At 72.7% G+C, this 23,360-nt stretch carries 21 protein-coding genes and 2 tRNA genes; 2 read left to right on the top strand and 21 right to left on the bottom strand.

Annotated features, from left to right (window positions below; genetic code table 11):
• Nucleotides 1-196: 196 nt before the first annotated feature.
• From ABD671_RS11360 to ABD671_RS11340, 5 genes are all read right to left on the bottom strand, one after another.
• Entirely contained in the window at nt 197-1,948 is a 1,752-nt protein-coding gene (locus ABD671_RS11360) for a S53 family peptidase (RefSeq protein ID WP_344733477.1), read from the bottom strand.
• Nucleotides 1,949-2,135: 187 nt separating this feature from the next.
• The gene (ndk, locus tag ABD671_RS11355) at nt 2,136-2,543 is read right to left on the bottom strand and encodes a nucleoside-diphosphate kinase (protein ID WP_344733476.1); all 408 of its coding nucleotides are present in this window, start codon (nt 2,541-2,543) and stop codon (nt 2,136-2,138) included.
• Between the two features lie 9 nt (nt 2,544-2,552).
• On the bottom strand, nt 2,553-3,248 hold the full coding sequence (locus ABD671_RS11350; RefSeq protein WP_344733475.1) for a pyridoxamine 5'-phosphate oxidase family protein: 696 nt from the start codon (nt 3,246-3,248) through the stop codon (nt 2,553-2,555).
• Between the two features lie 55 nt (nt 3,249-3,303).
• Nucleotides 3,304-3,747, bottom strand: coding sequence for a DUF4233 domain-containing protein (locus tag ABD671_RS11345; protein ID WP_344733474.1), 444 nt, complete (start codon nt 3,745-3,747; stop codon nt 3,304-3,306).
• Complete coding sequence (locus tag ABD671_RS11340) at nt 3,744-5,129, bottom strand: bifunctional folylpolyglutamate synthase/dihydrofolate synthase (protein WP_344733473.1); 1,386 nt, start codon at nt 5,127-5,129, stop codon at nt 3,744-3,746. Before ABD671_RS11340 ends, ABD671_RS11345 begins: the two co-directional genes overlap by 4 nt.
• Nucleotides 5,130-5,195: 66 nt before the next feature.
• On the opposite strand from ABD671_RS11340, the gene ABD671_RS11335 reads away from it, so the two are divergent.
• Nucleotides 5,196-6,293, top strand: coding sequence for an NAD(P)-dependent alcohol dehydrogenase (locus tag ABD671_RS11335; RefSeq protein WP_344733472.1), 1,098 nt, complete (start codon nt 5,196-5,198; stop codon nt 6,291-6,293).
• Here the strand turns inward: ABD671_RS11335 and ABD671_RS11330 are convergent.
• Nucleotides 6,283-7,161 carry a GNAT family N-acetyltransferase gene (locus ABD671_RS11330; protein ID WP_344733471.1) on the bottom strand — a complete coding sequence of 293 codons (879 nt, stop codon included), beginning with the start codon at nt 7,159-7,161 and terminating at the stop codon, nt 6,283-6,285. The two genes, ABD671_RS11335 and ABD671_RS11330, sit on opposite strands and share 11 nt — an antisense overlap.
• 107 nt (nt 7,162-7,268) lie before the next feature.
• Between ABD671_RS11330 and valS the strand changes: the two genes are divergently transcribed.
• Nucleotides 7,269-9,884 carry a valine--tRNA ligase gene (valS, locus tag ABD671_RS11325; protein WP_344733470.1) on the top strand — a complete coding sequence of 872 codons (2,616 nt, stop codon included), beginning with the start codon at nt 7,269-7,271 and terminating at the stop codon, nt 9,882-9,884.
• Nucleotides 9,885-9,957: 73 nt separating this feature from the next.
• Here the strand turns inward: valS and ABD671_RS11320 are convergent, their stop codons facing one another.
• From ABD671_RS11320 to ABD671_RS11250, 15 genes are all read right to left on the bottom strand, one after another.
• Nucleotides 9,958-11,475, bottom strand: a complete 1,518-nt coding sequence (locus ABD671_RS11320) for a hypothetical protein (protein ID WP_344733469.1) — start codon at nt 11,473-11,475, stop codon at nt 9,958-9,960.
• A 156-nt stretch (nt 11,476-11,631) separates the two neighbouring features.
• The gene (clpX, locus tag ABD671_RS11315) at nt 11,632-12,915 is read right to left on the bottom strand and encodes an ATP-dependent Clp protease ATP-binding subunit ClpX (RefSeq protein WP_344733468.1); all 1,284 of its coding nucleotides are present in this window, start codon (nt 12,913-12,915) and stop codon (nt 11,632-11,634) included.
• Nucleotides 12,916-13,070: 155 nt separating this feature from the next.
• Nucleotides 13,071-13,676 carry an ATP-dependent Clp protease proteolytic subunit gene (locus ABD671_RS11310; protein ID WP_344733467.1) on the bottom strand — a complete coding sequence of 202 codons (606 nt, stop codon included), beginning with the start codon at nt 13,674-13,676 and terminating at the stop codon, nt 13,071-13,073.
• Nucleotides 13,677-13,687: 11 nt separating this feature from the next.
• Complete coding sequence (locus ABD671_RS11305) at nt 13,688-14,329, bottom strand: ATP-dependent Clp protease proteolytic subunit (protein WP_425574911.1); 642 nt, start codon at nt 14,327-14,329, stop codon at nt 13,688-13,690.
• Nucleotides 14,330-14,436: 107 nt separating this feature from the next.
• Nucleotides 14,437-14,907 (bottom strand): SRPBCC family protein, encoded by a 471-nt coding sequence (locus tag ABD671_RS11300; RefSeq protein WP_344733466.1) that lies wholly within the window; start codon nt 14,905-14,907, stop codon nt 14,437-14,439.
• Complete coding sequence (locus tag ABD671_RS11295) at nt 14,904-16,085, bottom strand: esterase/lipase family protein (RefSeq protein ID WP_344733465.1); 1,182 nt, start codon at nt 16,083-16,085, stop codon at nt 14,904-14,906. The genes ABD671_RS11300 and ABD671_RS11295 overlap by 4 nt, the downstream gene beginning before the upstream one ends.
• A 120-nt stretch (nt 16,086-16,205) precedes the next feature.
• Nucleotides 16,206-17,621 carry a trigger factor gene (tig, locus tag ABD671_RS11290; protein WP_344733464.1) on the bottom strand — a complete coding sequence of 472 codons (1,416 nt, stop codon included), beginning with the start codon at nt 17,619-17,621 and terminating at the stop codon, nt 16,206-16,208.
• 163 nt (nt 17,622-17,784) lie between these two features.
• A tRNA-Pro gene (locus ABD671_RS11285) sits at nt 17,785-17,857 on the bottom strand.
• Nucleotides 17,858-17,902: 45 nt separating this feature from the next.
• Nucleotides 17,903-17,976, bottom strand: a tRNA-Gly gene (locus ABD671_RS11280).
• 88 nt (nt 17,977-18,064) lie between these two features.
• The gene (locus ABD671_RS11275; RefSeq protein ID WP_344733463.1) at nt 18,065-19,105 is read right to left on the bottom strand and encodes a PP2C family protein-serine/threonine phosphatase; all 1,041 of its coding nucleotides are present in this window, start codon (nt 19,103-19,105) and stop codon (nt 18,065-18,067) included.
• A gap of 58 nt (nt 19,106-19,163) precedes the next feature.
• Nucleotides 19,164-20,006 (bottom strand): Fpg/Nei family DNA glycosylase, encoded by an 843-nt coding sequence (locus ABD671_RS11270; protein WP_344733462.1) that lies wholly within the window; start codon nt 20,004-20,006, stop codon nt 19,164-19,166.
• Nucleotides 20,007-20,015: 9 nt separating this feature from the next.
• Nucleotides 20,016-20,525 (bottom strand): ribose-5-phosphate isomerase, encoded by a 510-nt coding sequence (locus ABD671_RS11265; protein WP_344733460.1) that lies wholly within the window; start codon nt 20,523-20,525, stop codon nt 20,016-20,018.
• Between the two features lie 94 nt (nt 20,526-20,619).
• The gene (locus tag ABD671_RS11260) at nt 20,620-21,507 is read right to left on the bottom strand and encodes an alpha/beta hydrolase (RefSeq protein WP_344733459.1); all 888 of its coding nucleotides are present in this window, start codon (nt 21,505-21,507) and stop codon (nt 20,620-20,622) included.
• Between the two features lie 42 nt (nt 21,508-21,549).
• Nucleotides 21,550-22,683 carry a hypothetical protein gene (locus ABD671_RS11255; protein WP_344733458.1) on the bottom strand — a complete coding sequence of 378 codons (1,134 nt, stop codon included), beginning with the start codon at nt 22,681-22,683 and terminating at the stop codon, nt 21,550-21,552.
• A gap of 78 nt (nt 22,684-22,761) precedes the next feature.
• Complete coding sequence (locus tag ABD671_RS11250) at nt 22,762-23,331, bottom strand: LURP-one-related family protein (RefSeq protein WP_344733457.1); 570 nt, start codon at nt 23,329-23,331, stop codon at nt 22,762-22,764.
• Between the last annotated feature and the right edge of the window lie 29 nt (nt 23,332-23,360).

Here is a 23,360-nt window from a genome sequence, read left to right as displayed (position 1 = left end):
GTGTCGCGACGGCGTCCGGGGTGCGGAGGGACTTCCCAGGGGAAACTGTCACTTCTCAGGGGATGCTTTCCCTGAGAAGTGCAGGAGTCACCGGTGCACCGGTGATTCCGACATGCGCCGGCACGCACCGGCACGCACCGAGGGCCGGGGACGGCCACGCCGTCCCCGGCCCCCTCAGCGGTCAGCCGTCAGCCCGTCAGTTCAGGGCCGCCGTGAGCGCCTTGACGTCGGGCGCACCCAGGCCGGTCACCAGGTCGTAGCCGGGCGTGGCCTGGTAGAGGCCGTTGGAGCCGAGCTGGATGTCGGTCAGGCCGGGCACGGCCGCCGGGTTCGGCGTCGGGACGACGACCGGGAGTCCGACCGTCGGCACGGTCTGGGACACGCCGGGGTTGACCTTGTCGTAGACGCCGTAGAGCGCGACCGAGGCGAGGCCGAGGCGATCGTGGTGGGCGGCCTGCATGCGCGCCCAGAAGGCGAGCATCAGCGGGGAGGAGAGGCTCGTGCCGCCGACGCCGACCGGGGCGCCGTCCACGTAGACCTCGGCCGGGGTGGCGAGGTTCGGGTCGGCGTCCAGTGCGATGTCGGGCACGGCCCGACCGCCGGTGGCGTACTCGAGGTCGAAGGCCGGGTCGGTGTCCTGGGTCCACCAGCCGGGGTTCTCCAGCTCGCTGACGCCGCCACCGCTGCCGAGCCAGGCGAGCTCCTGGATGCGGTTGCCGTCGGCGTCGGAGACCAGGCTGGTGCCGCCCACCGCGGTGTCGAAGGTGCCCGAGGCGGGCCACTCGACCTGCGGGACGCCGACCGGGCCGCCGAGGTTCGCCACGAACGCGCAGGCGTCGCCCTCGTCGCCGCTGGAGGCGAAGATCGACTGGCCCTGCATCGCGGCCTCCTGCATGGTGACGTCGTTGAAGACCTCCGAGCCGTCGAGGTAGGCGTTGAACTCGCAGCCGCCGATGCTGGCCGAGAGCGCGCTGGCCTTGTCCTGGGAGACGAAGGTGGCGAAGTCGGCGACGATCTCGGAGTCGAGCAGCGCGCCGATGTTGTAGAGGTAGAGGTGCTTGACGCCGCCCGCGGCGATGGTGGCGACCTGGGTGTCCATGTCGAACTCCTCGGCGCCCGACGCGTCGGTGCTCTGGGCGCCGACCGGCACCACGGTCACCGGCACCCGCGGCGACTTCTCCTTCTGCTCGGCGAAACGCAGCTGCTTGAGCACCGGTGCGGTGTCGCCCTCGGTGAGCAGCGCGACGGCGACCGACCGGCCGGTGGTGGTGCCGGTGGCGCCGTACGTGGTGGCGAACTGGCCCGGGTAGAGGCCGTTGAAGCTGGGCGACCCGGCGTCGGCCCGACGGGCCTTCACGAGGTCGACCGGCAGGTCGTTGAGGCCGATGACGCTGCTGACGACGCCCGCGAGGGACGCCGGCACCTGCGCCGGCGTCACGTTGCCGAACACGACGTCCGTGCCGTGCCGGAAGTCGACCAGGCGGGTCGCGAACGCGTGCTCGGCGCGAGCCGCCGTGCCGGTGGCCGTGACGGCCATCCGGTTGCCCGTGGCCCGGACGTCGGTGAACCCCTCGGCCCGCAGGTAGTCGGCCACCCGGGCGACGTCGGCGCGGCTGGGCGCGTAGTCCGCGCGCCACTGCCGCGGGGTGAGGTAGTGGTGGTAGCTCGGCGAGCCGGCGGTGTAGATCGCGCGGAGCCGCTGCTGCATCGCCGCGGTGTCGTGCGGCTGGAGGGCCAGGGTCACGTGCACGGGCGTCGCCGGGGCGGTGGCGCCCAGGCGCTTGCCGGTGTAGCTGACCGCCCGGGTGGCGGTGGCCACCCACCCGCGCGGCGAGACGGCCGGGCGGGCGTGGGCCGTGGCCGGGACGGCGCCGATCGCGGCACCGGCGGCGAGGACGGCGAGGGTGGCCGTCAGACGTCCGCGCAGCGGACGGGGAGGAACGGGCATCGGAACTCCTGGTCGGGTCGGGGTCGTCCGCCCAACGAACCCTCGGTCGTCGCGCTAGCGGCTCCCGGAGGATCCTCAGAGGGTTCTCAGTGCGTCCTCAGCCTGACGGCCGACCCGACCTTCCACGTGCGCCTGCCGACCCACGGGCGTCATCCGGTCGTCACACCCGACCGGTGTTCCACGGAGCTCAGAGGCCCGGGAACCAGAGCGCGATCTCGCGCTCGGCCGACTCCGGGGAGTCCGACCCGTGCACGAGGTTCTCGCGGTTCGACAGCGAGAGGTCGCCGCGGATCGTGCCGGGTGCGGCCTTGCGGCCGTCGGTGGCACCGTTGAGCGCCCGCACGACCTCGATGACCTCGTCACCCTCGAGGACGACGGCCACCAGCGGGCCGCTGGTCACGAACGCGCGCAGCGGCGGGTAGAAGTCGCGCTCGACGTGCTCGGCGTAGTGGGCGTCGGCCTGCTCGGCCGTGATCGTGCGCTGCTCGAGCGCGACGATGCTCAGGCCCTTCGCCTCGTAGCGGGAGAGGATCTCGCCGACGAGGCCCCGGCGGACGGCGTCGGGCTTGAGGAGGACGAGGGTGCGCTGCGTCATGCCCGCACCCTACTGACCCGGCGCGGGATCCCGCGGGCCGCCCGCGCGAGCGCTCACGTGGGCCGGCACCGCGAGACCGACCGCGTCGGCGGAGGTCACCGCCTCCCCCAGCACCCGGTACACGGGGACGACGCCCGCCCAGACGCCCGCGGCGACGTCCTCCGGCTCGTCCTCGGGGTCGCCCTCGCTCACCTTGAGCGAGGCCTCGCGCAGGGGGACGGCGAGCACGATCGTGGCCGCGAGCTCCTTGCGCGTCGGGGTGCGCAGGGTGGCGCTGCGTCCGGCGATCATCTGGTCGACGATCAGATCGAGGGCCCGGGCCCGTTCGACGGCGTCCTCGACCACGCGGGCCCGGCCGATGACGACGGCCGAGCGGTAGTTCATCGAGTGGTTGAAGCCCGAGCGGGCCGCGACCAGGCCGTCGAGCTCGGTGATGGTCACGCAGACGTCGGTGCCGGCACCGGCCCGCAACCAGCGGGCCGCGACCGAGCCGTGGAGGTAGAGCGACCCGCCGTCGTCCGGCCCGTCGGGGTCGAAGCCGTACGCCGCCGGCAGCACCACCGGGTGGCCGTCGACGACGACGCCGATGTGGGCCACGAGCGCGTCGGCGAGCAGCGCATGCAGGGCCGCCCGGTCGTCGACCGCGTGGTGTCGCCCGCGCCCGAGCCGGGTGCGGGCGGTCGGCTGCAGCGGGAGATCGCTCATGCCCCCATCGTGGCGGGCGCCGGCGCCCGGCCGCACGCGGAATGCCGCGGCGGCCTCAGGAATCGTCCGATGCCCGCCCCTGCTCGGCGTCGAAGGCGGCGAAGGCCGCAGCGCGCTCGCGCTCGATCTTCACGCCGAGGAAGACCGCCCCCCACCACAGGGCGGCGAAGACGGCGCCGAGGAAGAACATCATCGGGATGAGGAACCCCAGGCCGATGGCCGCCACCTGGATGAGCCACCCCAGCCCGTAGGCCCACTCGGCGCGCAGCATGCCGGCGGTCAGCACGCACAGCAGCGCCAGTCCCACGCCGACAAGGGTCGCCAGCCAGCCGTCGACGTCGGCGATGGAGATCAGCACCGGCGTCGTCAGGCCCAGCGTGATCGCCTCGAGGGTCAGCACGGCCGCGCTCATCGAGCGCTTGGGCGACTTGCGCCGCTCGGCGTCGGAGATGCCGCCGTGCTCGGGGACGTCGCCGCGCTCGGGGACGGCCGCGGTCATGCGGTCACCTCCCGGTCGCGCCGCACGAGCAGCGTGCGGGCCTGGCCGGCGGTCACGACCGAACCGGTCACCAGCACCGCGCCCGAGCCCATCGGGTCGCCGAGCGCCTCGCCGGCCTCGGCGAGCGCCATGGCGGCGTCGAGGGCGTCGGCCAGGCGGGGGACGACGGTGACGCGGTCCTCGCCGAACACCTCCACCGCGATCGCCGCCAGCTCCTCGGCCGGCATTGCCCGCTCGGTGGAGTTCTGGGTGACGACGACATGGGCGAGGTGGGGCTCGAACGCGGCGAGCAGCGGCTCGGCGTCCTTGTCGACCATGACGCCGACGACGCCGATGAGCGGGGAGAAGCGGAAGGAGTCCTCGAGGGCGGCGGCCGTGGCCTCCGCACCGTGCGGGTTGTGGGCGGCGTCGAGGACGACGGTGGGGCTGCGGCGCACGATCTCCAGGCGCCCCGGCGAGGTGGCGGCGCCGAGGCCGGCGCGCACGACCTCGTCGCCCAGCGGCTCCTCGCCGCCGAGGAACGCCTCGACGGCGGCCAGGGCGGTGGCGGCGTTGTGGGCCTGGTGGGCACCGTGCAGCGGGAGGAAGACCTCGTCGTAGCGGCCGCGCAGGCCCTGGAGCGTGACGACCTGGCCGCCCACGGCGGCGACGCGGGAGACGACGCCGAAGTCGAGCCCCTCGCGGACGACGCGAGCCCCGACCTCGCCGGCGCGGGCCAGCAGCACCTCGGCCACCTCGGGGGTCTGCTCGGCGATGACGGCGATCGACCCGGCCTTGATGATCCCCGACTTCTCGACCGCGATCGCGGCCGGCGTGGAGCCGAGGTACTTCGCGTGGTCGACGGCGATGGGGGTGATGACCGCGACGGCGGCGTCCATGACGTTGGTGGCGTCCCACGAGCCGCCCATGCCGACCTCGACGATGCCGACCTCGACGGGTGCGTCGGCGAAGGCGGCGTAGGCCATGCCGACGACGGTCTCGAAGAAGGAGAGCGGGTGCTCCTGCTCGGCGTCGACCAGGTGGGTGTAGGGCGCGATGTCGTTGAAGGCGCGCACGAAGGCCTCGTCGTCGAGCGGTTCGCCGTCGACGGCGATGCGCTCGTTGATGCGCTCGAGGTGCGGGCTGGTGAACCGGCCGGTGCGCAGATCGAGGGCCAGCAGCAGGGCCTCGATCATGCGGGCCGTGGAGGTCTTGCCGTTGGTGCCGGTGAGGTGGATGACCGGGTAGGCGTCCTGCGGGCGGCCGAGGAGATCGGTGAAGGCCTCGATGCGGTCGAGCGAGGGCTCGAGCTTGGTCTCGGGCCAGCGCGAGAGCAGGGCGTCCTCGACCTCGTCGATGGTCTCGGCGAGCCGGGCGGCGCCGGCGAGGGGGAAGTCGCTCATGGTGCCCCCAGTCTAGGGAGCCGCAGGTCTTGACCCCCGGACTGCAACAGGTTCTAGTGTGCGGCCATGAAGACGACGGTCGCGATGGTCACCGAACCGGGTGGCGCGTTCACCCTCACCGAGGTCGACCTCGAGGGCCCTCGGGACGACGAGGTGCTCGTGCGCATCGTCGCCGCCGGGCTGTGCCACACCGACCTGACGATGCGCACGATGCTGCCGGCCGAGATGTTCCCGAACGTCTTCGGCCACGAGGGCGCCGGAGTGGTCGAGGCCGTCGGCCCGGCGGTCAGCGGCATCGAGGTGGGCGACCACGTGGCGTTGAGCTTCCGTCACTGCGGCGCCTGCTCGAAGTGCGCCGAGGGCCTGGTCGGCTACTGCGAGTCCAGCCTCCTGCTCAACTACATGGGCATGCGCATGGACGGCTCGATGACCTACTCCCAGGACGGCGCGCCGGTGTTCGGGTCGTTCTTCGGCCAGTCGAGCTTCAGCCGGCACGCCATCGCCTACGCCGACAACTGCGTGGTGGTCGACAAGTCGCTCGACCTCACCCGGGTCGCCCCCTACGGCTGCGGCTTCCAGACGGGCGCCGGCACGGTGATCAACCTGCTCCAACCCACCCCGACCGAGTCGCTGGTCGTCTTCGGCGTCGGGGCGGTCGGCCTGGCCGCCATCGCGGCGGCGAAGGCGCGGGGCGTCGAGAACGTCGTCGCCGTCGACCTGCTGGCCGCGCGGCTCGAGACCGCCGTCGCCTTCGGTGCCACCCCGGTCGACCCGGCGTCCCTCGGGGAGCAGAGCGTGGTGGAGAAGGTCAAGGAGCTCACCGGCGGCGGGGCCTCCTACGCGATCGACACGACCGCCGTCCCCGCTGTGGTCAAGCAGGCCCAGCAGGCGCTGGCTCCGCGCGGCACGCTCGTGGCGCTCGGCCTGGGCCCCGAGGAGTACGTCATCGACGCCATCGACCTGCTCCAGAGCGGCAAGCGCATCATGAGCTCGATCGAGGGCGAGTCGGTGCCGCAGGAGACCATCCCCGAGCTGCTGGCCCTGGCCGCCGAGGGCCGCTTCCCGGTGGCCGACCTCATCCGCACCTATCCGTTCGAGGAGATCAACCAGGCGGTGCACGACGTCGAGTCGGGCGCGGTGGTCAAGGCCGTGCTCACCTGGTGATCGGGCCGAGCTCGAAGCGGCCCGTCAGCGCGAGCGGGCGGTAGCCGAGCCGCACGTACACCCCGTTGGAGACCGGGTTGTCGGCGTCGGCGAACAGGCACACCCGCGCACCGAGGGCGAGCAGATCGTCGGAGACCGCGGCCACGCACGAGGCGGCGTAGCCGTGGCCCCGGTGCTCGCGCGGGGTGTAGACCGGCCCGATGCGCGCGACGCCGAGCGCGGGATGGTTGAACGAGGTCAGGTGCACCGGGACGCCGTCGACCTCCCACAGCCACGTGCGCTGCTCCTCGATCCGCCGGGCGACCTCGGTGCGGGAGAGCTCCCCCTCACCGTGGTGGGACCGGCCCGCCTGCTCGGCCGCCTCGCCGTCGAAGCGGGCCAGCCAGGCGGCGCAGAGGTCCAGGTCGGACGCCGTCGCGAGTCGCCGTCCACCCGGCGCGGCCGGCGGTGGCACCAACGCCGGTAGGTCGAAGAGACGCAACCGCTCCGATCCCTCGACCTGCACGCCGGCGGCCCCGGCCAGGACGCCGGCGATCGTCTCGGCAGCCGGCAGACCACCCCCGACGATGCGCACATCCGGGGCGTGGCGCACCAGCCACTCCCCCACAGCGCGCGCCGCGTCGTCCGGGAGCGGGGTCGTGTAGACCGGGTACGGCGCGAAGGGAGCCGTGCGCATGACGATTCCGACGACCTCCCCCTCGACGCGCACTACGAGCCACCATCGCGGGTGCTCGGTCGGAGCCGGGGTGCCCACCGCGCCGTGGGTCACCGTCGAGGTGACCGTCGTCAGCACGGGTTCCGCGGCCAGCAGGTCGCCCGCCGCGGCGAGCACGGCACGGGGGTCGGTGAACCGCTCGATCTCGACCATCGCGCGACCGTAACGGCCGGCCCGCTGCGACGACCACCGGATATCCCGCCTCACCTGCGGCGATACCGCTTTCACGTTCCGGTACCGCCTTCTTTAGGATTCGCTCCATGACTGAGACGACGGCCACTTCATCCGAGACGACGAGCGCCACCCGCGCCGTCGTCGTACCGGAGAAGCCGGCCCTCGAGGGCCTGGAGGCCAAGTGGTCGCAGTCGTGGAAGGACGCCGACACCTACGCCTTCGACCGCACCCAGCCGCGGGAGAACGTCTACTCGATCGACACCCCGCCGCCGACCGTGAGCGGCAGCCTGCACGTGGGCCACGTGTTCTCCTACACCCACACCGACGTCATCGCGCGCTTCCAGCGGATGCGCGGCAAGGCCGTCTTCTACCCGATGGGCTGGGACGACAACGGCCTGCCGACCGAGCGCCGGGTGCAGAACTACTTCGGCGTGCGCTGCGACCCCTCGCTGCCCTACGACCCCGACTTCACCCCGCCGGCCAAGCCGGACCCGAAGAAGCAGATCCCGATCAGCCGCCCCAACTTCGTCGCGCTGTGCGAGCAGCTGGTCGAGGAGGACGAGAAGGTCTTCGAGTCGCTGTGGCGCACCCTCGGCCTCTCCGTCGACTGGAACACGACCTACACGACCATCGGGCGTGACGCCCAGACGGTCAGCCAGCGGGCGTTCCTGCGCAACTTCGCCCGCGGCGAGGCCTACCTCCAGGAGGCGCCGACCCTCTGGGACGTCACCTTCCAGACGGCGGTGGCCCAGGCCGAGCTCGAGGCCCGCGAGTACGCCGGCGCCTACCACCGCGTGGCCTACCACCGCCCCGACGGCACCCCGGTCCACATCGAGACCACCCGCCCCGAGCTGATCCCCTCGGTCGTGGCGCTCATCGCGCACCCCGACGACGAGCGCTACCAGCCGCTGTTCGGCACCACCGTCTCCAGCCCCGTGTTCGGCGTCGAGGTGCCGGTGCTGGCCCACCCGGCCGCCGAGATGGACAAGGGCGCCGGCATCGCGATGTGCTGCACCTTCGGCGACCTCACCGACGTCCAGTGGTGGCGCGAGCTGCAGCTGCCGGTGCGCACCGTCATCGGCCGCGACGGCCGGCTCACCCGCGAGACCCCCGAGTGGCTCTCCTCGGAGCAGGCGTCGTCCGCCTACGAGCGCCTGGCCGGCAAGACCACCTTCTCCGCGCGCGAGGAGATGGTGGCGATGCTGCGCGAGACCGGCGACCTCGACGGCGAGCCGAAGCCGACCCAGCGCATGGCGAACTTCTACGAGAAGGGCGACAAGCCGCTCGAGATCGTCTCGACCCGCCAGTGGTACATCCGCAACGGCGGTCGGGACGCCGGCCTGCGCACCGAGCTGCTCGACCGCGGGCGCGAGCTCACCTGGGTGCCCGAGCACATGTGGCACCGCTACGACAACTGGGTGGGCGGCCTCAACGGCGACTGGCTGATCTCGCGCCAGCGCTTCTTCGGCATCCCCTTCCCGGTCTGGTACGCCCTCGACGACGAGGGCGAGCCCGACTACGCCCACCCGCTCATGCCCGCGGAGGCCGAGCTGCCGGTCGACCCGTCGACCGACGCCCCGCGCGGCTACACCGAGGACCAGCGCGGCAAGCCGGGCGGCTTCATCGGCGACCCCGACGTGATGGACACCTGGGCCACCTCCTCCCTCACCCCGCACATCGCGGGCGCCTGGGAGAGCGACCCCGACCTCTTCGGCCGGGTCTTCCCGATGGACCTGTGCACCCAGGCCCACGACATCATCCGCACCTGGCTGTTCGCCCGCGTCGTGCGCGCCCACTTCGAGAACGGCGTCGCGCCCTGGCACCACGCGCTGGTGTCCGGCTTCGTGGTCGACCCCGACCGCAAGAAGATGTCGAAGTCGAAGGGCAACGTCGTCGTCCCGACCGAGATCCTCGACAAGTTCGGCGCCGACGCCGTCCGCTGGCGCGCCGCGATGGCGCGCCCCGGCCTGGACTCCCCCTTCGACGAGTCGCAGATGAAGGTCGGTCGCCGCCTGGCGATGAAGGTGCTCAACGCGAGCAAGTTCGTGCTCGGCAGCGTCGGCGCCACGGAGTGCAACGCCTTCGAGGTCGCCGAGCCCGTCGACTGCGCCCTACTCGGCCGGCTCGCGCTCGTCATCCGTCGGGCCACCGACGCCTTCGAGGCCTACGACTACACCAGCGCGCTGGAGGCGGCCGAGAAGTTCTTCTGGGAGTTCTGCGACGACTACCTCGAGCTGGTCAAGGAGCGCGCCTACGCCGAGGACGGCGGCACGCCGACCGCCTCGGCCAAGGCCACCCTCGCGATCGCCCTGCACGCGCAGCTGCGCCTGCTCGCGCCCTTCCTGCCCTATGTGACCGAGGAGGTCTGGTCGTGGTGGCAGGAGGGCTCCATCCACCACGCCGCCTGGCCCAACGAGCTCGATCTCGGCTCCGCCGCAGCCGCCGACCCCGGGGCTCTGGACGGCGTCGCCGCCGCCCTCATCGGGCTGCGCGGGGCGAAGTCGCAGGCCAAGGTCTCGATGCGCACCGAGGTCACCAGCGCCCGGGTCGTCGGCCCGACCGCCCTGATCGACGGTGCCCGGCTCGCCGAGCAGGACCTGCGCAACACCGGCCGCATCACCGGAGACCTCGCCTTCGAGGTCGAGGAGGGCGCCACGGAGCTGCGGGTCGAGGTCGAGCTCGCCGCGACGACGGAGGCCTGAGCACCGGCCCACCGGACACGATCACGCGCGACGGGCCGCACCCCCTGGGGTGCGGCCCGTCGTGCCTGTGGGCTCAGGACGCCGGTTCGGCCGGGTCGCGGAAGGCCTGCAGACCGGTGTCGGTGGCGACGATGCGGACATCGCCGGTGCGCGGCACCGCGGCGGCCACGAGGTCGGCCGGGAACGGCCCCGCGAGGCGCCGTCCCCGTGCGTCGCACCCACGCAGCAGCTCGCCCACATGACGGCGGATCTCATCGCCGGGGAGGCGCAGGTCGATGCTGCGCTCGCAGACGAAACGCTCCCCCGGCGCAGGTGGACGCTGCTCGCCGGTGCGCAGGTCGACCACGCGCATGCCGTCCGCGGTCGGCAGTGCCACGACCGCCACCCCGGCGAGCGGCAACGGCGTCTCGGTACGGGCGAAGTCGGAGGCGGGGGTGACCGCGATGCTCCAGTCGCCGGACTCGCCTGTGCGGGGGTCGAAGGGCTCGACGCTGAGCCGCAATGGGTCCGAGGGCAGCTCCACCAGCTCCGGTCCGCCCCGGGAGACGAAGGTCCCCGAGACCCGGCACCGGATCTGCGGGCGGTCGGTGTCGTCGGTCTCCTCGTCGGGCCCGGACAGGTCGACGTAGGCCGGGGAGCAGAAGGTGGTGACGCCGCGCTGCTGCCAGAGGGTCTCGCCGGTGCGCAGGTCGAGACCGGCCATCGGTTGGCGGTCGATCACCCGCACGCGCCGGCCGTGCTCGCGCGTGAGGCCGACCGACAGGCTGCCCCACAGCAGCGACCCGTCCCGGTAGAACGTGGCGCCGTAGAGGCCGGTGCTGTGATCGCCGAAGACGGCGTCGAGGTCACGACGCCACCGAGTGTGGCCGTGCACGACCCGGACGAGGGCCTCCTGGAACTCACCGGAGGATTCGTCGAGGAAGAGATCCTCCCCCGATGCCGGAGTGAGGCCGTCGGTCTGGCGGCTGCTCCCGAAGCGCAACCCGGCGCGCGGTTCCAGCGGAGAGACGATCGCGGTGCGCACCGCGGTCGTTCCGTCGACACGGAACCCACCGGGCACCCGGATGCAGATCTCGTCGCCACCTCGACAGCTCGAGGGCGTGGAGTCGAAGACGGTCCTGCCGGGGACGACGTCTTCACGGCCGTCGGCCGGGCGCACGATCACCAGGTCGGCCTCGCGGCGCACGCCGGTCGGCCGCAGCAGGGCGATGCGGGTCTCGGCCCCGGTGCCGGCGACGGCCCAGCCCAGTCCGTCGCCCGTCGGCGAGTAGCCCGGGCCGATGGGCACCGTCCAGCGGATGCGTCCGGTCGCGGGGTCCCGCGCGACCAGCTGCGGTGCGGAGGAACGGCGCTCGACGCCGACGGAGAGTCCGGCGACCGCCGTCGGTTGCTCGAGTGGCTGGGCTCGCACACTCCAGGCGACCGGCAGAGGACGCGGCGGCGCGGCGCGGGTCGGCGACGACGGCGGATCGGCCCGACAGCCCGCGACCGCCAGGAGCAGGCCGCCGACGACCAGCGCGGCTGCGCGGAGCAGCGGGCGGGATGACCGGCGAGATGACGGGCGAGGTGCGCTGAGGCGTGCGAGATACATCGAGGTCTCCTGACGTCCCGAGTGGCGTCTGACCCGATCACGCTAGGAGCACGCGCCGCCGTCCGCATCCGCTCCTCCACAGGCCCCGGGAACGCACGACGGGCCGCACCCCCTGGGGGTGCGGCCCGTCGTGTCAGGCGGTCGGTGATGCCAGGCTCAGGCGGACTTCTTCTTCTTCGACTCGGCCTCGCGGGGCACCAGGGTCGGCGACTCCTCGCCGAGCACGGAGGCCGCCGTGACGACGACCTTCGCGATGTCGCCGCGCGACGGCACGTCGTACATCACCTGGAGGAGGACCTCCTCGATGATCGCGCGCAGGCCGCGGGCGCCGGTGCCGCGCTCCATCGCCTTGTCGGCGATCGCGGCGACGGCGTCCGGGGTGAACTCGAGCTGGACGTCGTCGAGCTCGAAGAGCTTCTGGTACTGCTTGATCAGGGCGTTGCGGGGCTCGGTGAGGATCTGCACGAGCGCGGCCTGATCGAGCTTGGAGACGCTGGCGATGAGCGGCAGGCGACCGATGAACTCGGGGATGAGACCGAACTTGGTGAGGTCCTCGGGCCGCACGTGGCTGAGGAGGTCCTCGGCCTCGCGCTCGGCCTGGCCGCGCACCTCGGCGGTGAAGCCGAGGGTCTTCTTGCCGACACGCTGCTCGATGATGTGCTCGAGCCCGGCGAACGCACCGCCCACGACGAACAGGATGTTCGTGGTGTCGATCTGGATGAACTCCTGATGCGGGTGCTTGCGACCGCCCTGCGGCGGCACGGAGGCGGTGGTGCCCTCGATGATCTTCAGCAGCGCCTGCTGCACGCCCTCGCCGGAGACGTCGCGGGTGATCGAGGGGTTCTCGGCCTTGCGGGCCACCTTGTCGATCTCGTCGATGTAGATGATGCCCGTCTCGGCCTTCTTGACGTCGTAGTCGGCGGCCTGGATGAGCTTGAGGAGGATGTTCTCGACGTCCTCACCGACGTAGCCCGCCTCGGTCAGCGCGGTGGCGTCGGCGATCGCGAACGGCACGTTGAGCATGCGAGCCAGGGTCTGGGCCAGGTAGGTCTTGCCGCAGCCGGTGGGGCCGATGACGAGGATGTTCGACTTCGCGACCTCGACCGACTCCTCCTTGGAGTGCTTGCCGGCGACCGGCTGGAGGCCGGCCTGGACGCGCTTGTAATGGTTGTAGACCGCGACGGCCAGCGACTTCTTCGCCTGCTCCTGGCCGATGACGTAGGCGTTGAGGAACTCGAAGATCTCCCGCGGCTTGGGGAGCTCCTCCAGCGAGACCTCGGAGCCCTCGCTCAGCTCCTCCTCGATGATCTCGTTGCACAGGTCGATGCACTCATCGCAGATGTAGACGCCGGGACCGGCGATCAGCTTCTTGACCTGCTTCTGGGACTTGCCGCAGAAGGAACACTTGAGCAGGTCACCGCCATCGCCGATGCGTGCCACGGGACATCCTCCACTACTCGGATCTGACTACAACGACCATCGGCCGGTCGACTCCTCGGCTGAGGGGTCGGGTCGACGGGGACGAAACTCTCGAAACGGTACCCTCCCGGCCGCCCGCGCGGGGCGGGCGACACGGGAGGCGTGGACCGATGGGCTCAGACCAGGGCCGGAGTCTTGAGTGACTCCAGGATGGAGTCGATGAGGCCGTACTCGACGGCCCCCTGCGCGGTGAGGATCTTGTCGCGCTCGATGTCGCGGCTGACCTCCTCGATCGGCTTGCCCGAGTGCTCGCTGATCATGGTCTCGAGCAGCTCGCGCATCCGCAGGATCTCGTTGGCCTGGATCTCGATGTCGGAGGTCTGGCCGAAGGTGCCCTCGGTGTAGGGCTGGTGGATCAGGATACGGCTGTTCGGCAGCGCGAGCCGCTTGCCCGGCGAGCCGGCGGCGAGCAGGATCGCGGCCGCCGAGGCGGCCTGCCCGATGCACACCGTCTGCACGTCGGGCTTGATGAACTTGATGGTGTCGTAGATCGCCGTCAGCGCGGTGAACGAGCCGCCCGGGCTGTTGATGTAGATGCTGATGTCCTGGTCGGGGTTCATCGACTGCAGGCACAGCAGCTGGGCGATGACGGCGTTCGCGACGTCGTCGGAGATCGGGGTGCCGAGGTAGATGATGCGGTCCTCGAAGAGCTTGGCGTAGGGGTCGATACGACGGAAGCCGTACGACGTGCGCTCCTCCCACTGCGGGATGTAGTAGTTCATGTCGTCGCCTTTTAGTTGGTGTGGGCGGGGCGGCCGTTGTCGACGGCTTCGCGGGCGCTGGTGATCACGTTGTCGACCAGGCCGTACTCCTTGGCCTGGTCGGCGGTGAACCACCGGTCGCGGTCGGCGTCGGCGGTGACCTGGTCGATGCTCTGGCCGGTGTGCTCGGCGATGAGGTCGAGCAGGACCTTCTTGATGTGCAGCGACTGCTGGGCCTGGATCTTGATGTCGGAGGCCGAGCCGCCCATGCCCGAGGAGGGCTGGTGCATCATGATCCGCGCGTGCGGGAGGGCGTAGCGCTTGCCCTTCGCGCCGGCGCAGAGCAGGAACTGGCCCATCGAGGCAGCCAGGCCCATCGCCACGGTGGCGACGTCGTTGGGGATGTAGTTCATCGTGTCGTAGATGGCCATACCCGCATCGACCGAGCCGCCGGGGCTGTTGATGTGGAGGAAGATGTCGGCCTCGGGGTCCTCCGCCGAGAGCAGCAGCAGCTGGGCGCAGATCGCGTTGGCGTTCTGGTCGCGCACCTCCGACCCGAGGAACACGATGCGCTCGCGCAGGAGCCGCTGGTAGATGTGGTCGTCGAGGACGTTGAGTCCGCCACCGCCACCCAGGGTGGAGCCGGTCGCCGAAGGGCTCGAGTACTGGTTCACGACGCCGACCCTAGCCCGTGACCGGGACAGAACCAGAGGGAACCCGGTCCTGTTCGCCGACAGCGGAAGGGGCGGCGGCAGTGCGACCCGGCGCGGTCGAGCGCAGCTCAGCGCTCGACGGCGCGCCGCAGCCGCTCGAGCGTCGTGGCCATCCCGGCCTCCAGCTCGTCGGCATGCCCGTCGGCGCCACCGAGCAGCAGCGGGGCGACGATCGCCGAGAGCCGGGTGACGCCGTCCGGCACCGGCCGGCGGTGGACGACGCGGGTGCGGCCCTCGCCGGCGTCCTCGAGCTCCCAGATCCACCGCGCGCCCGAGGAGGTGGTGTCCCAGGCGAGGGCGCGCTCGGGCTCGAGGACCGCGAGCACGTTGCGGGTGGGCCAGACGAACGCCTTGCGGCGGTTGATGCCGAGGTACCACTGTCCGACCCGCAGACCGCCGGGCTTCAGGGGCAGCATCGCCACCGTCTCCGGGCTCCACTCCCCCATGCGGGAGAGGTCGGTGAGCGTGGCCCACACCGCGCTCGGGGAGGCGTCGACGACGGTCTCGGCGCGCAGTTCGCGGAGGGCGGCGGAGGTCATGCCAACCAGTCTCGCAGCGCCTCGGCCACCCGCGGGTGGTTCAACACGCTGAAGTGGTGGGCCGCGCCGACCTCGAGGACGTCGCCGTCGGGGAAGAGCGTGCGGCCGCGCCGGTCGCGGCCCGCGGCCGAGCCCGGACGCACCAGGAGGTCGCCGAGCAGGTGGCCGACGGGATGACGGGGCCGCTGGGTGACGGTCGCGGCGACCAGGCGGTAGCGCGCATGCGGGAGCGGGGCGACGTCCTCGGCGAGGCCGTGCACGAGGTCGCGGACGCCGGCCGATCGCCACTCCAGGATGCGACCGAAGGCGGCGGTCTCGGGGAGCACGCCCAGGCCGCGGCTGCCGTGACCGACGCCGGTGGCCAGCGGTGCGCCGAGGTGCGGGGTCCCCAGGGTGACCACGTCGCTGACGAGGTCGGTCCACGGGGTGTGCCCCGAGGCCGGTTCGGCGGCGACCGCGGAGGCGGCGCGGATGATGAGACCGCCCATGGAGTGCCCGATCAGGGCGATCCGGGTGACCGGCACCGGCCAGGCCGCCACCGTCTCGCGCAGCAGCGCGGTCAGGGCGACGCCGTTCTCGCGCAGCGGCAGTCCGGTGTTGGCGCGCAGCAGCACCGGGGTCCAGCCCAGGGCCGCGAGCTCCTCGGGGTAGGTGGTGCCGCGCTCGTCGCGGCCGGACTCCCAGAACGTCTCGCTCTCGCAGAGGCCGTGGAGGAAGACGACGAGCCGTCCGGTCGCCTCGGGGAAGGCCTGCGCCAGCCCGGCGGCGTCCGGGACGACGTCGCTGCCGTCGCGGCGGATCGCCATCGGGATCGCCATCTGCGGGCGCTCGCGCAGCAGCCGGTCGCCGATGAGGCCGTTGATGGCCGCGCTGACGAAGCGCCCCTCGGGCCGGTCGTCGAGCCGCGGACCGACACCGGTGGCCGCCGCGCGATCGAGGCCGCGGGAGGCGGCACGCAGACCGAGGCCGACCCCGCCGTAGACCGCGCCGGCGATGCCGCGGTGCGCGCGCTCGACCGGACCGGCGGGAGCGCGGGTGATCGCCCGCTGCACCCCGTGCACGCGGTCGAGGACGGCGACGTGGGTGTCGCGGGCGCTGCGCAGCACCAGTTCGTCGGCGACCTCGCACAGCAGGGAGGCGGCGTCGAGCAGGGTCGCGCCGGGGGCGTCGGTGGGCATGGGCGGGAGCATAGTCGCTTCAGTGCACATTCGTACACTGAAGCGACGGTGACAACGCCGACGCCCCGCCACCCGGAGCGGGCGACGGGGCGTCGGGACGGTGCGGGGACCGCGAGGCGATCAGGCCTCGGTGGTCTCCTCGGCAGCCTCGGCGTCCACGGACTCGGTCTCCGCGGCAGCGTCCTCGGCCGCCTCGGCCTCGGGCTCGCCGATGGTGCCGTCGGGGCGCAGGTTCTTCAGGTCGACCACGTTGCCGGAGGCGTCCTTGACGACCGCGCCCTCGACGATGGCCGCCAGCGCCTTGCCGCGCAAGATCTCCTGCACGAGCTCGGGGATGTGGTTGTGCGCGAACATGTGGTTCGCGAACTCCTGCGGGTCCTGGCCCGACTGCTGGGCGCGGCGCACGAGGTGCTGGGAGAGCTCGTTCTGGTCGACGCCGAACTCCTCCTTCTTGGCCACCTCGTCGAGGATGAACTGGGCGGCCACGGCGTCGCGGACACGGCGCTCGAGGTCGGCCTCGAACTCCTCGACGGTCTGGCCCTCGTCCTCGAGGTACTTCTCCATCGTGATGCCGGCCATCGCGAGCTGCTGCTCGACGTTCTGGCGGCGCGCGGTGAGCTCGTCGGCGACGAGGCCCTCGGGCAGCGGGATCTCGACCTTGTCGAGCAGGGCCTCGAGGACGGCGTCGCGGGCGGCGGCGGCCTGCTCGAGGCGCTTGCCGCGGCCGAGGCGCTCGCGCAGGTCGGCGGTGAGCTCCTCGGCGGTGTCGAACTCCGAGGCGAGCTGGGCGAACTCGTCGTCGTAGGCGGGGAGCTCCTGCTCCTGGACCTGGGTGACCTTGACCTTGACCTCGACGTCCTGGCCGACGAGGTCGCCACCGACGAGCTGGCTGGAGAAGGTCTTCTCCTCGCCGGCCGACAGGCCGACCAGGGCCTCGTCGAGGCCGTCGATCATGCCGCCGCGGCCGACCTGGTAGCTCATGCCGCTGACCTCGGCGCCGGGGACGACCTCGCCGTCCTGGAGCGCGACGAGGTCGAGGACGACGAAGTCGTTCTCGGCGGCGGGGCGCTCGACGTCGGTGAGGGTGGCGAACCGCTCGCGCAGGGCCTTGGTCTGCTCCTCGACGTCCTCGTCGGTGACCTCGATGTCCTCGACCTCGGCGGCGATGCCGTCGTAGTCGGGCAGGGTGATCTCGGGCTTGACGTCGACCTCGGCGGTGAACTCGATGACCACGTTGTCCTCGAGCTTGGTCATCTCGATCTCGGGCTGGGCCAGCGGCTCGAGGTCGTTCTCCTGGAGCGCCTCGATGTACTTCTTCGGGAGGACGTCGTTGATGGCCTCGTCGAGCACCGCGCCGCGGCCGACCTGGCGGTCGATGATCTGCGGCGGGACCTTCCCGCGGCGGAAGCCGGGGATGTTGACCTGCTGGGCGATCTTCTTGTACGCCGCGTCGAGGCTCGGCTTGAGCTCCTCGAAGGGCACCTCGACGGTCAGCTTGGCCCGGGTGGGGCTCAAGGTCTCGACGGCGCTCTTCACAGACGTTCTCCTACGTTCGAATGATGGATGGCGGTGCGGTGCAGCGGCATCGGGACCGCGAGCGGGTCGCGACGGCGCACAGGACCACGGGGCAGCCTACAAGTCCCGCGACACGGGTCCGAAATCCCACGGTCCGGGCGGACGGGCCGCCCGGCGGGGACGGTCGGGGCGACAGGACTCGAACCTGCGGTCTCCTGCTCCCAAAGCAGGCGCGCTAGCCACTACGCTACGCCCCGCCAAACCGCCCGACGGGCCCGCCGGGACGGGCCCCGCGGGCCGCTTGGAGCGGATGACGGGAATCGAACCCGCGTAGCCAGTTTGGAAGACTGGGGCTCTACCATTGAGCTACATCCGCGTGCGCCGACCCGCCTGCGCGGGCCGCTGCGAGCGTCATGCTGCCACACCGCGTGCGACCGGCTCCAACCGGCCGACACGCCGCGACCTCAGGCGCGGCTGACGAGGACGACGGCGCGGTCGTCGGACTCCGAGCCGAGATCGGCCACGAGCCGGGACGCCGTCCCGTCGGCACCGCCGCGCAGGATCTGTTCGGCGTCGCCCAGCAGCCGGTCGATGCCCAGGTCGATGTCCAGGCGCGGCTGCTCGACGACCCCGTCGGTGTAGAGCAGCACGGCGTCGCCGGGCGCCAGCTGCACGCGGGCGACGGGGAAGTCCATGTCGGGGTCGAGGCCGAGGATGCCGCCGCCGGCGGCCATGACGTTCCAGCGTCCCGACCCGGCGAGGCGGTGCACCGCCGGCGGGTGTCCGGCGGTGCGCACCTCGGCGACGCCGGTGGCGAGGTCGAGGGAGAGGTGGATCGCGGTGGCGAAGCCCTCCTCCCAGGCCTGGCCGAGCAGGTAGTCGTTGGCGGCGGGCAGGAACCGGTCGGCGGGGAGGGCGCCGAGGAGGCCGCCGAAGGCGCCCGAGAGCATGAGGGCGCGGGTGCCGGCGGCCTCGCCCTTGCCCGAGACGTCGACGAGGGCGACCTCGAAGCGACCGTCGGCGGTGCGGGTGGAGACCACGAAGTCGCCGGCGAAGGGCGTTCCGCCGGCGGAGCGCAGCGCGGCCTCGACGTGCCAGCCCGAGGGCAGGTGCGGCATCCGTCCCTGATCGAGCAGCCGGTCGCGCAGGTCGACGAACATCGACTCCCCGGCCATGCCGCCCACCCCGAGCCGGCCTCGTCGGACGGCGACCGCGAGCACGATGAGGATCATCACCGCCTGGATGAGCGAGGCGCCGAGGATGCGGGCGCTGCGTTCGGGTTGCAGCGCGACGGCGACGCCCAGCATCGCCGCCATCCAGCCGAGGAACCAGGGCAGTTGACGCGGCCCGAGCACGAGCGCGCCCAGGAGCAGCGGCACCATCAGGGCGGTGAACGGGGTGTCGACCGGGTCGAGCCCCACACACACGACGACGGCCGCGGCGACGGCGGCCAACCAGACCAGCGTGGCGGTCTGCCGTGTGATGCGGCGCGTGCTCCGTGTCATGAGGGATCTCCCGGTGCGGTTCCCGTCCGGCTCCCGAGTGATGCGCGGGCGGGCCCGCTCATCGTACGGCGCGCAGGCGCCAGCGGCGCTGGCAGCGCGGGCACCAGAAGAGGTTGCGCGAGGCCATCGGCTCGGTGCGCACCGCCGCGCCGCACACGAAGCAGGGCTGTCCGGTGCGGCGGTAGACGTAGACCTCGCCGCCGTGATCGTCGACGCGGGCCTCGCGTCCCATCGCCTCGGGCGTGTGCTCGGGCCGCACGGTGTCGATGCGGTTGACGCGGACGCCGTCGGCCATGAGCTCGACCAGGTCGTCCCAGATCGCCTGCCACTGCCCCTTGCGCAGGCTGGTGCCCGGCCGGAACGGGTCGAGCCGCTGCCGGAAGAGCACCTCGGCCCGGTAGACGTTGCCGACGCCCGCCACGATCGCCTGGTCCATGAGCAGCTCGCCGATCGAGCGCTTGCTGGTGCGGATGCGCTCCCACGCCCGATCGGGGTCGGCGTCGGGTCGCAGCGGGTCGGCGCCCAACCCCGCGAGGACGGCGTCGCGGCGCTCGGCCCCGATCAGCGCGCACTGGGTGGCGCCGCGCAGGTCGGCGACGGCGCGCCGTCCGACCAGGCGCAGCCGGACGGCGCCGCGCGGCGCCGGGGCCTCCTCGCCCGCCGCGAGCGGGAGGATGTCGAAAGCGCCTATCAGTCCCAGGTGGATGTGCACGAAGCGCTCGCCCGGGAAGGCCAGGAAGAGGTGCTTCCCGGCGGACTCGGCCGCGACCAGCACCTCGCCGTCGAGGTCGGCCGCCTCGGCGGCGAACCGCCCCTGCGGACTGCCGACGCGCACCGGCTCGCCCGCGAACGCCGCGGTGAGGTCGAGCGCCAGGCGGCGCAGGGTGTGACCCTCGGGCACGGGGGACGGTCAGGCGTCGGGGCCGCGACCCACGGCCGACTCGGGCAGCGGCGGCAGGATGCGGGTCTCCTCGTAGGAGAGCAGCTGGCCGATGCGGCGCACGTGCCGCTCGTCGCCGCTGAAGGGCTCGACGAGGAACAGCTCGATGAACCGGGTCATCTCCTCCAGCGTGTGCATGCGACCGCCCACGGAGATGACCTGGGCGTCGTTGTGCTCGCGGGCCAAGCGGGCGGTGTCCTCGGACCAGACGAGAGCGCAGCGGATGCCGGCGACCTTGTTGGCGGCCATCTGCTCGCCGTTGCCCGACCCGCCGATGACGACGCCGAGGCTGTCGAGGCCGGCGGCGCGGTCCTTGGCCACGGCCTCCGCGGCCCGCAGGCAGAAGACCGGGTAGTCGTCGAGGGCGTCGTAGATGAACGGACCGTGGTCGATGGGCTCGTACCCGTGGCCGTGCAGCCAGGCGAGCAGGTGCTCCTTGAGGTCGAGGCCGGCGTGGTCGGATCCGAGGTGGACGCGCATGCCCCCATCCTCCCAGCCCGCGGCGCACCCGGACGACGGGGGTCGGCGAGCGTTCCCAGGGCCGTCGGGTCCCCTGCGTCCGCGCCGGGAACCCCTAGGCCGACTGCGCCTCGAAGAACCCGACGACCTGGAGCATCAGCGGCTGGGCGGCCGGGAACACGTCGTGATGGCGCCAGAACCCGTGGATCTGCCCGAGGTAGCGCGTGGCGACGACGGTGACGCCGTGCTCGGCCAGCATCTCGGCCAGGCGCTCGCCCTCGTCGCGCAGCGGGTCGTGCTCGGCGGTGACGACGAGCGTCGGCGGCAAGGTCCAGAGCCGGTCGGAGCGCAGCGGGGCGAGGTCGGGGTGCTCGCGGTCGGCCGGGTCGGCGGCGTACTGCTGCCAGTACCACTCGGCTTCGCGCAGGTCGAAGGCGTGCTGCTCGGTGCGGTAGGAGTCGAAGCCCGAGGTCGGGTCGAGGAAGGGGTAGATCAGAGCGACGGCATGGAAGCGGCCCGGGTGGCGCAGCGCGGCGACGAGCGCGAGGTTGCCGCCGGCGGAGTCGCCGTGGGCGTAGAGCGGCCCGTCGAGGCCGTGGGCGGCGCCCTCCCGGTCGATCCAGCGCAGCACCGTGTCGACGTCGTCCGGGGCGGCGGGGAAGGGATGCTCCGGCGGTCGCCGGTAGTCGACCGAGACGACCGCACGACGCGCCCGGTTGGCCAGGCGACGCGCGGCGGCGTCGTGGACGTCGATGTCGTGGAAGACGAACCCGCCGCCGTGCAGGTGGACGACGGCGCCGGGCCGGGCGCCGGCGGGGCGGTAGAGGCGGCAGCGGACGCCGTCGGCGTCGAGGTCGACGACCTCGTCGACGTCCTCGCGGGGCTGGGCGGCCGCGAGCTCGCGCGCCGCGCGCCGAGAGGCCTCGATGTCGAAGCCCTCCTCGAAGACCTGCGGCTCGGTGGCGGCCTGCTCGACGGCCCTCCGCGCCTCGGGGGTCAGCACGTGTGCTCCGGCGTCATGGATGCAGGCTAGCCGCGGCACTCCTCACCAGAGCCGGGCGAGGGGCGCCGTCCGCCGACCGTCGCCGGCCCGCTGGCCGCGCCGGTCCTTCACGCAGCCGGTCTGGCCGGTCCGCGGCTGGGAGGTCCCCTTCGGGCAGGCGTACTGCCGGTCCGAGCCCGCGGTGGGCACGTAATGGTCGCGCTCGGCCTTCGTGCACCGCGAGGCGCCGGGCTCCTCGCTGTAGGTGCCGGGGGCACAGGGCTTGGGGCGAGCCGCACCGGCGCGGCTGAAGGTCCCCTCGGGCACCGGCGTGCAGGTCTCGGCTCCGCCCGCGGCGTAGGTGCCGGCCGGGCAGGTGCTCGGTGCGGCCGAGCCCTCGGCGGCCGAGGTGCCCGGCGGCGCGAGGAGGCAGGCCGCCGCGCCCGCCGGCGCATAGGTGCCCGCGGGGCAGAGCGTGGCCGACGTGGCGCCCGGACCGGGGGCGACGGAACCCGCCGGGGCGGCGGCGCAGGACGTCGCGCCCGCCGCCGCTGCGTAGGAGCCCGCGGGGCACGGGTCGGCGGAGGCGGCGCCGGGATCGGCGACATAACTGCCGGGGGACGCCGCGACGCAGACAGTGGCTCCGGAGACCGCTGCGAAGCTACCCGCCGCGCATGGCTGGGCGGAGGTCGATCCGGCCGCCGGGACGGCCGTGCCCGGCGCTGCCGGCGTGCACGCGGTCGCGCCGCTCGTGGCCGCGTAGGTGCCCGGCGCGCACGGGACGGCTGCGCTCGCCCCACTGCCGGGGACGAAGGAGCCCGGGGACGCCGGCACGCACGACGTGGAGGCCTCCGTCGCCGCGTAGCGGCCGGGCGCGCACGGCGTGGCCGCGGAGGCAGCGGCGAGGGAGACGAAGGAGCCCGGGGGTGCGGGCGTGCAGTAGGACGCGCCCGACGCGGAGCTGTAGGTGCCCGGCGCACATGGCGTCTGGGTCGCCCCGTCGGCGGCGTAGCCGACCTGGGCGGGGGCACATCCGGCGGCGTCCCCGCTCGGCTGGTACTGACCCGGCGGACACGGCGTGGCGGCCGTCGCCGGGGCCGCGGTGGCCACCCCGGCCAGACCGGCGACCACCAGGGCGAGGACGGCGAGGACGACCCGCCCGACGAGAGGACGCGGACCCGATGCAGCGTTGCTCATGCAGCGGGAGTATCCGGGGCCGCAGCGCGATGCGCTGCCCGGTCTGGACCAGGCAGCGCGCCGACGGTCAGCGGCCGGTCAGCGCTGCATCAGCGCGTCGAGCCCAACGGCCATGGCGGCGGCGAGCCGGAAGTCGACGCGCGGGTCGAGCACCCGCACCTCGTAGCGGTCGCGCAGCTTGAACTGCCGGTCGACGGTCATCAGCGGCGTCCCCTCGGCGGAGACGAAGTCGAAGTGGATGGAGAGGAACGGCAGGTCGGTGAAGCGACGGAGCAGGGCGGTGAGCTGGCTGCGCTCCTGGCCCACGCCGGCGAACCCGGGGCCCTCGAGGTGGAAGGTCGAGCGCAGCAGGCTCGCGCCGAACTCCTTGCGGAAGAAGCCGAGGGGCGCACCCGCCTCGTCGAAGACGTCGTAACCCGAGGCGAGGTCGATGGCCTTGCGGGCCTTGAAGGAGAAGACCGGCCGCGACTTCGAGGTGTCGGTGTAGAAGGTGACCTGCTCCTTGAACGCCAAGCGCTTCTGCTCGGCGAACGCCATGAGCTGGCCCTCGCCGCCGTCGGGTCCGACCGCCAGGATCTCGTAGCGGTTGGTGGTCATGGCGAAGCGCTGCTTCACCAGGAACGCGGGCAGGTGCATGGCGGCCGTCATGCCGTGGAATCTAGCGGGCCGCCGAAGGC

Origin of the sequence: Nocardioides fonticola (assembly GCF_039536805.1) — a bacterium.
Classification (GTDB): Bacteria; Actinomycetota; Actinomycetes; order Propionibacteriales; family Nocardioidaceae; genus Nocardioides; species Nocardioides fonticola.
The sequence above is the reverse complement of the archived record's forward strand: the minus strand, read 5'-3'. Positions and strand labels throughout refer to the sequence as shown.

Coding starts and splice junctions, on each gene's coding strand:
- ABD671_RS11300 (WP_344733466.1), bottom strand. CDS start 14,907: ATGACCTCCGCCGCCCTCCGCGAACTGCGCGCCGAGACCGTCGTCGAC.
- ABD671_RS11275 (WP_344733463.1), bottom strand. CDS start 19,105: ATGACACGGAGCACGCGCCGCATCACACGGCAGACCGCCACGCTGGTC.
- ndk (WP_344733476.1), bottom strand. CDS start 2,543: ATGACGCAGCGCACCCTCGTCCTCCTCAAGCCCGACGCCGTCCGCCGG.
- ABD671_RS11360 (WP_344733477.1), bottom strand. CDS start 1,948: ATGCCCGTTCCTCCCCGTCCGCTGCGCGGACGTCTGACGGCCACCCTC.
- ABD671_RS11255 (WP_344733458.1), bottom strand. CDS start 22,683: ATGAGCAACGCTGCATCGGGTCCGCGTCCTCTCGTCGGGCGGGTCGTC.
- valS (WP_344733470.1), top strand. CDS start 7,269: ATGACTGAGACGACGGCCACTTCATCCGAGACGACGAGCGCCACCCGC.
- ABD671_RS11265 (WP_344733460.1), bottom strand. CDS start 20,525: ATGCGCGTCCACCTCGGATCCGACCACGCCGGCCTCGACCTCAAGGAG.
- ABD671_RS11310 (WP_344733467.1), bottom strand. CDS start 13,676: ATGAACTACTACATCCCGCAGTGGGAGGAGCGCACGTCGTACGGCTTC.
- ABD671_RS11340 (WP_344733473.1), bottom strand. CDS start 5,129: ATGAGCGACTTCCCCCTCGCCGGCGCCGCCCGGCTCGCCGAGACCATC.
- ABD671_RS11330 (WP_344733471.1), bottom strand. CDS start 7,161: ATGGTCGAGATCGAGCGGTTCACCGACCCCCGTGCCGTGCTCGCCGCG.
- ABD671_RS11335 (WP_344733472.1), top strand. CDS start 5,196: ATGAAGACGACGGTCGCGATGGTCACCGAACCGGGTGGCGCGTTCACC.
- ABD671_RS11345 (WP_344733474.1), bottom strand. CDS start 3,747: ATGACCGCGGCCGTCCCCGAGCGCGGCGACGTCCCCGAGCACGGCGGC.
- ABD671_RS11350 (WP_344733475.1), bottom strand. CDS start 3,248: ATGAGCGATCTCCCGCTGCAGCCGACCGCCCGCACCCGGCTCGGGCGC.
- ABD671_RS11320 (WP_344733469.1), bottom strand. CDS start 11,475: ATGTATCTCGCACGCCTCAGCGCACCTCGCCCGTCATCTCGCCGGTCA.
- ABD671_RS11295 (WP_344733465.1), bottom strand. CDS start 16,085: ATGCCCACCGACGCCCCCGGCGCGACCCTGCTCGACGCCGCCTCCCTG.
- ABD671_RS11250 (WP_344733457.1), bottom strand. CDS start 23,331: ATGACGGCCGCCATGCACCTGCCCGCGTTCCTGGTGAAGCAGCGCTTC.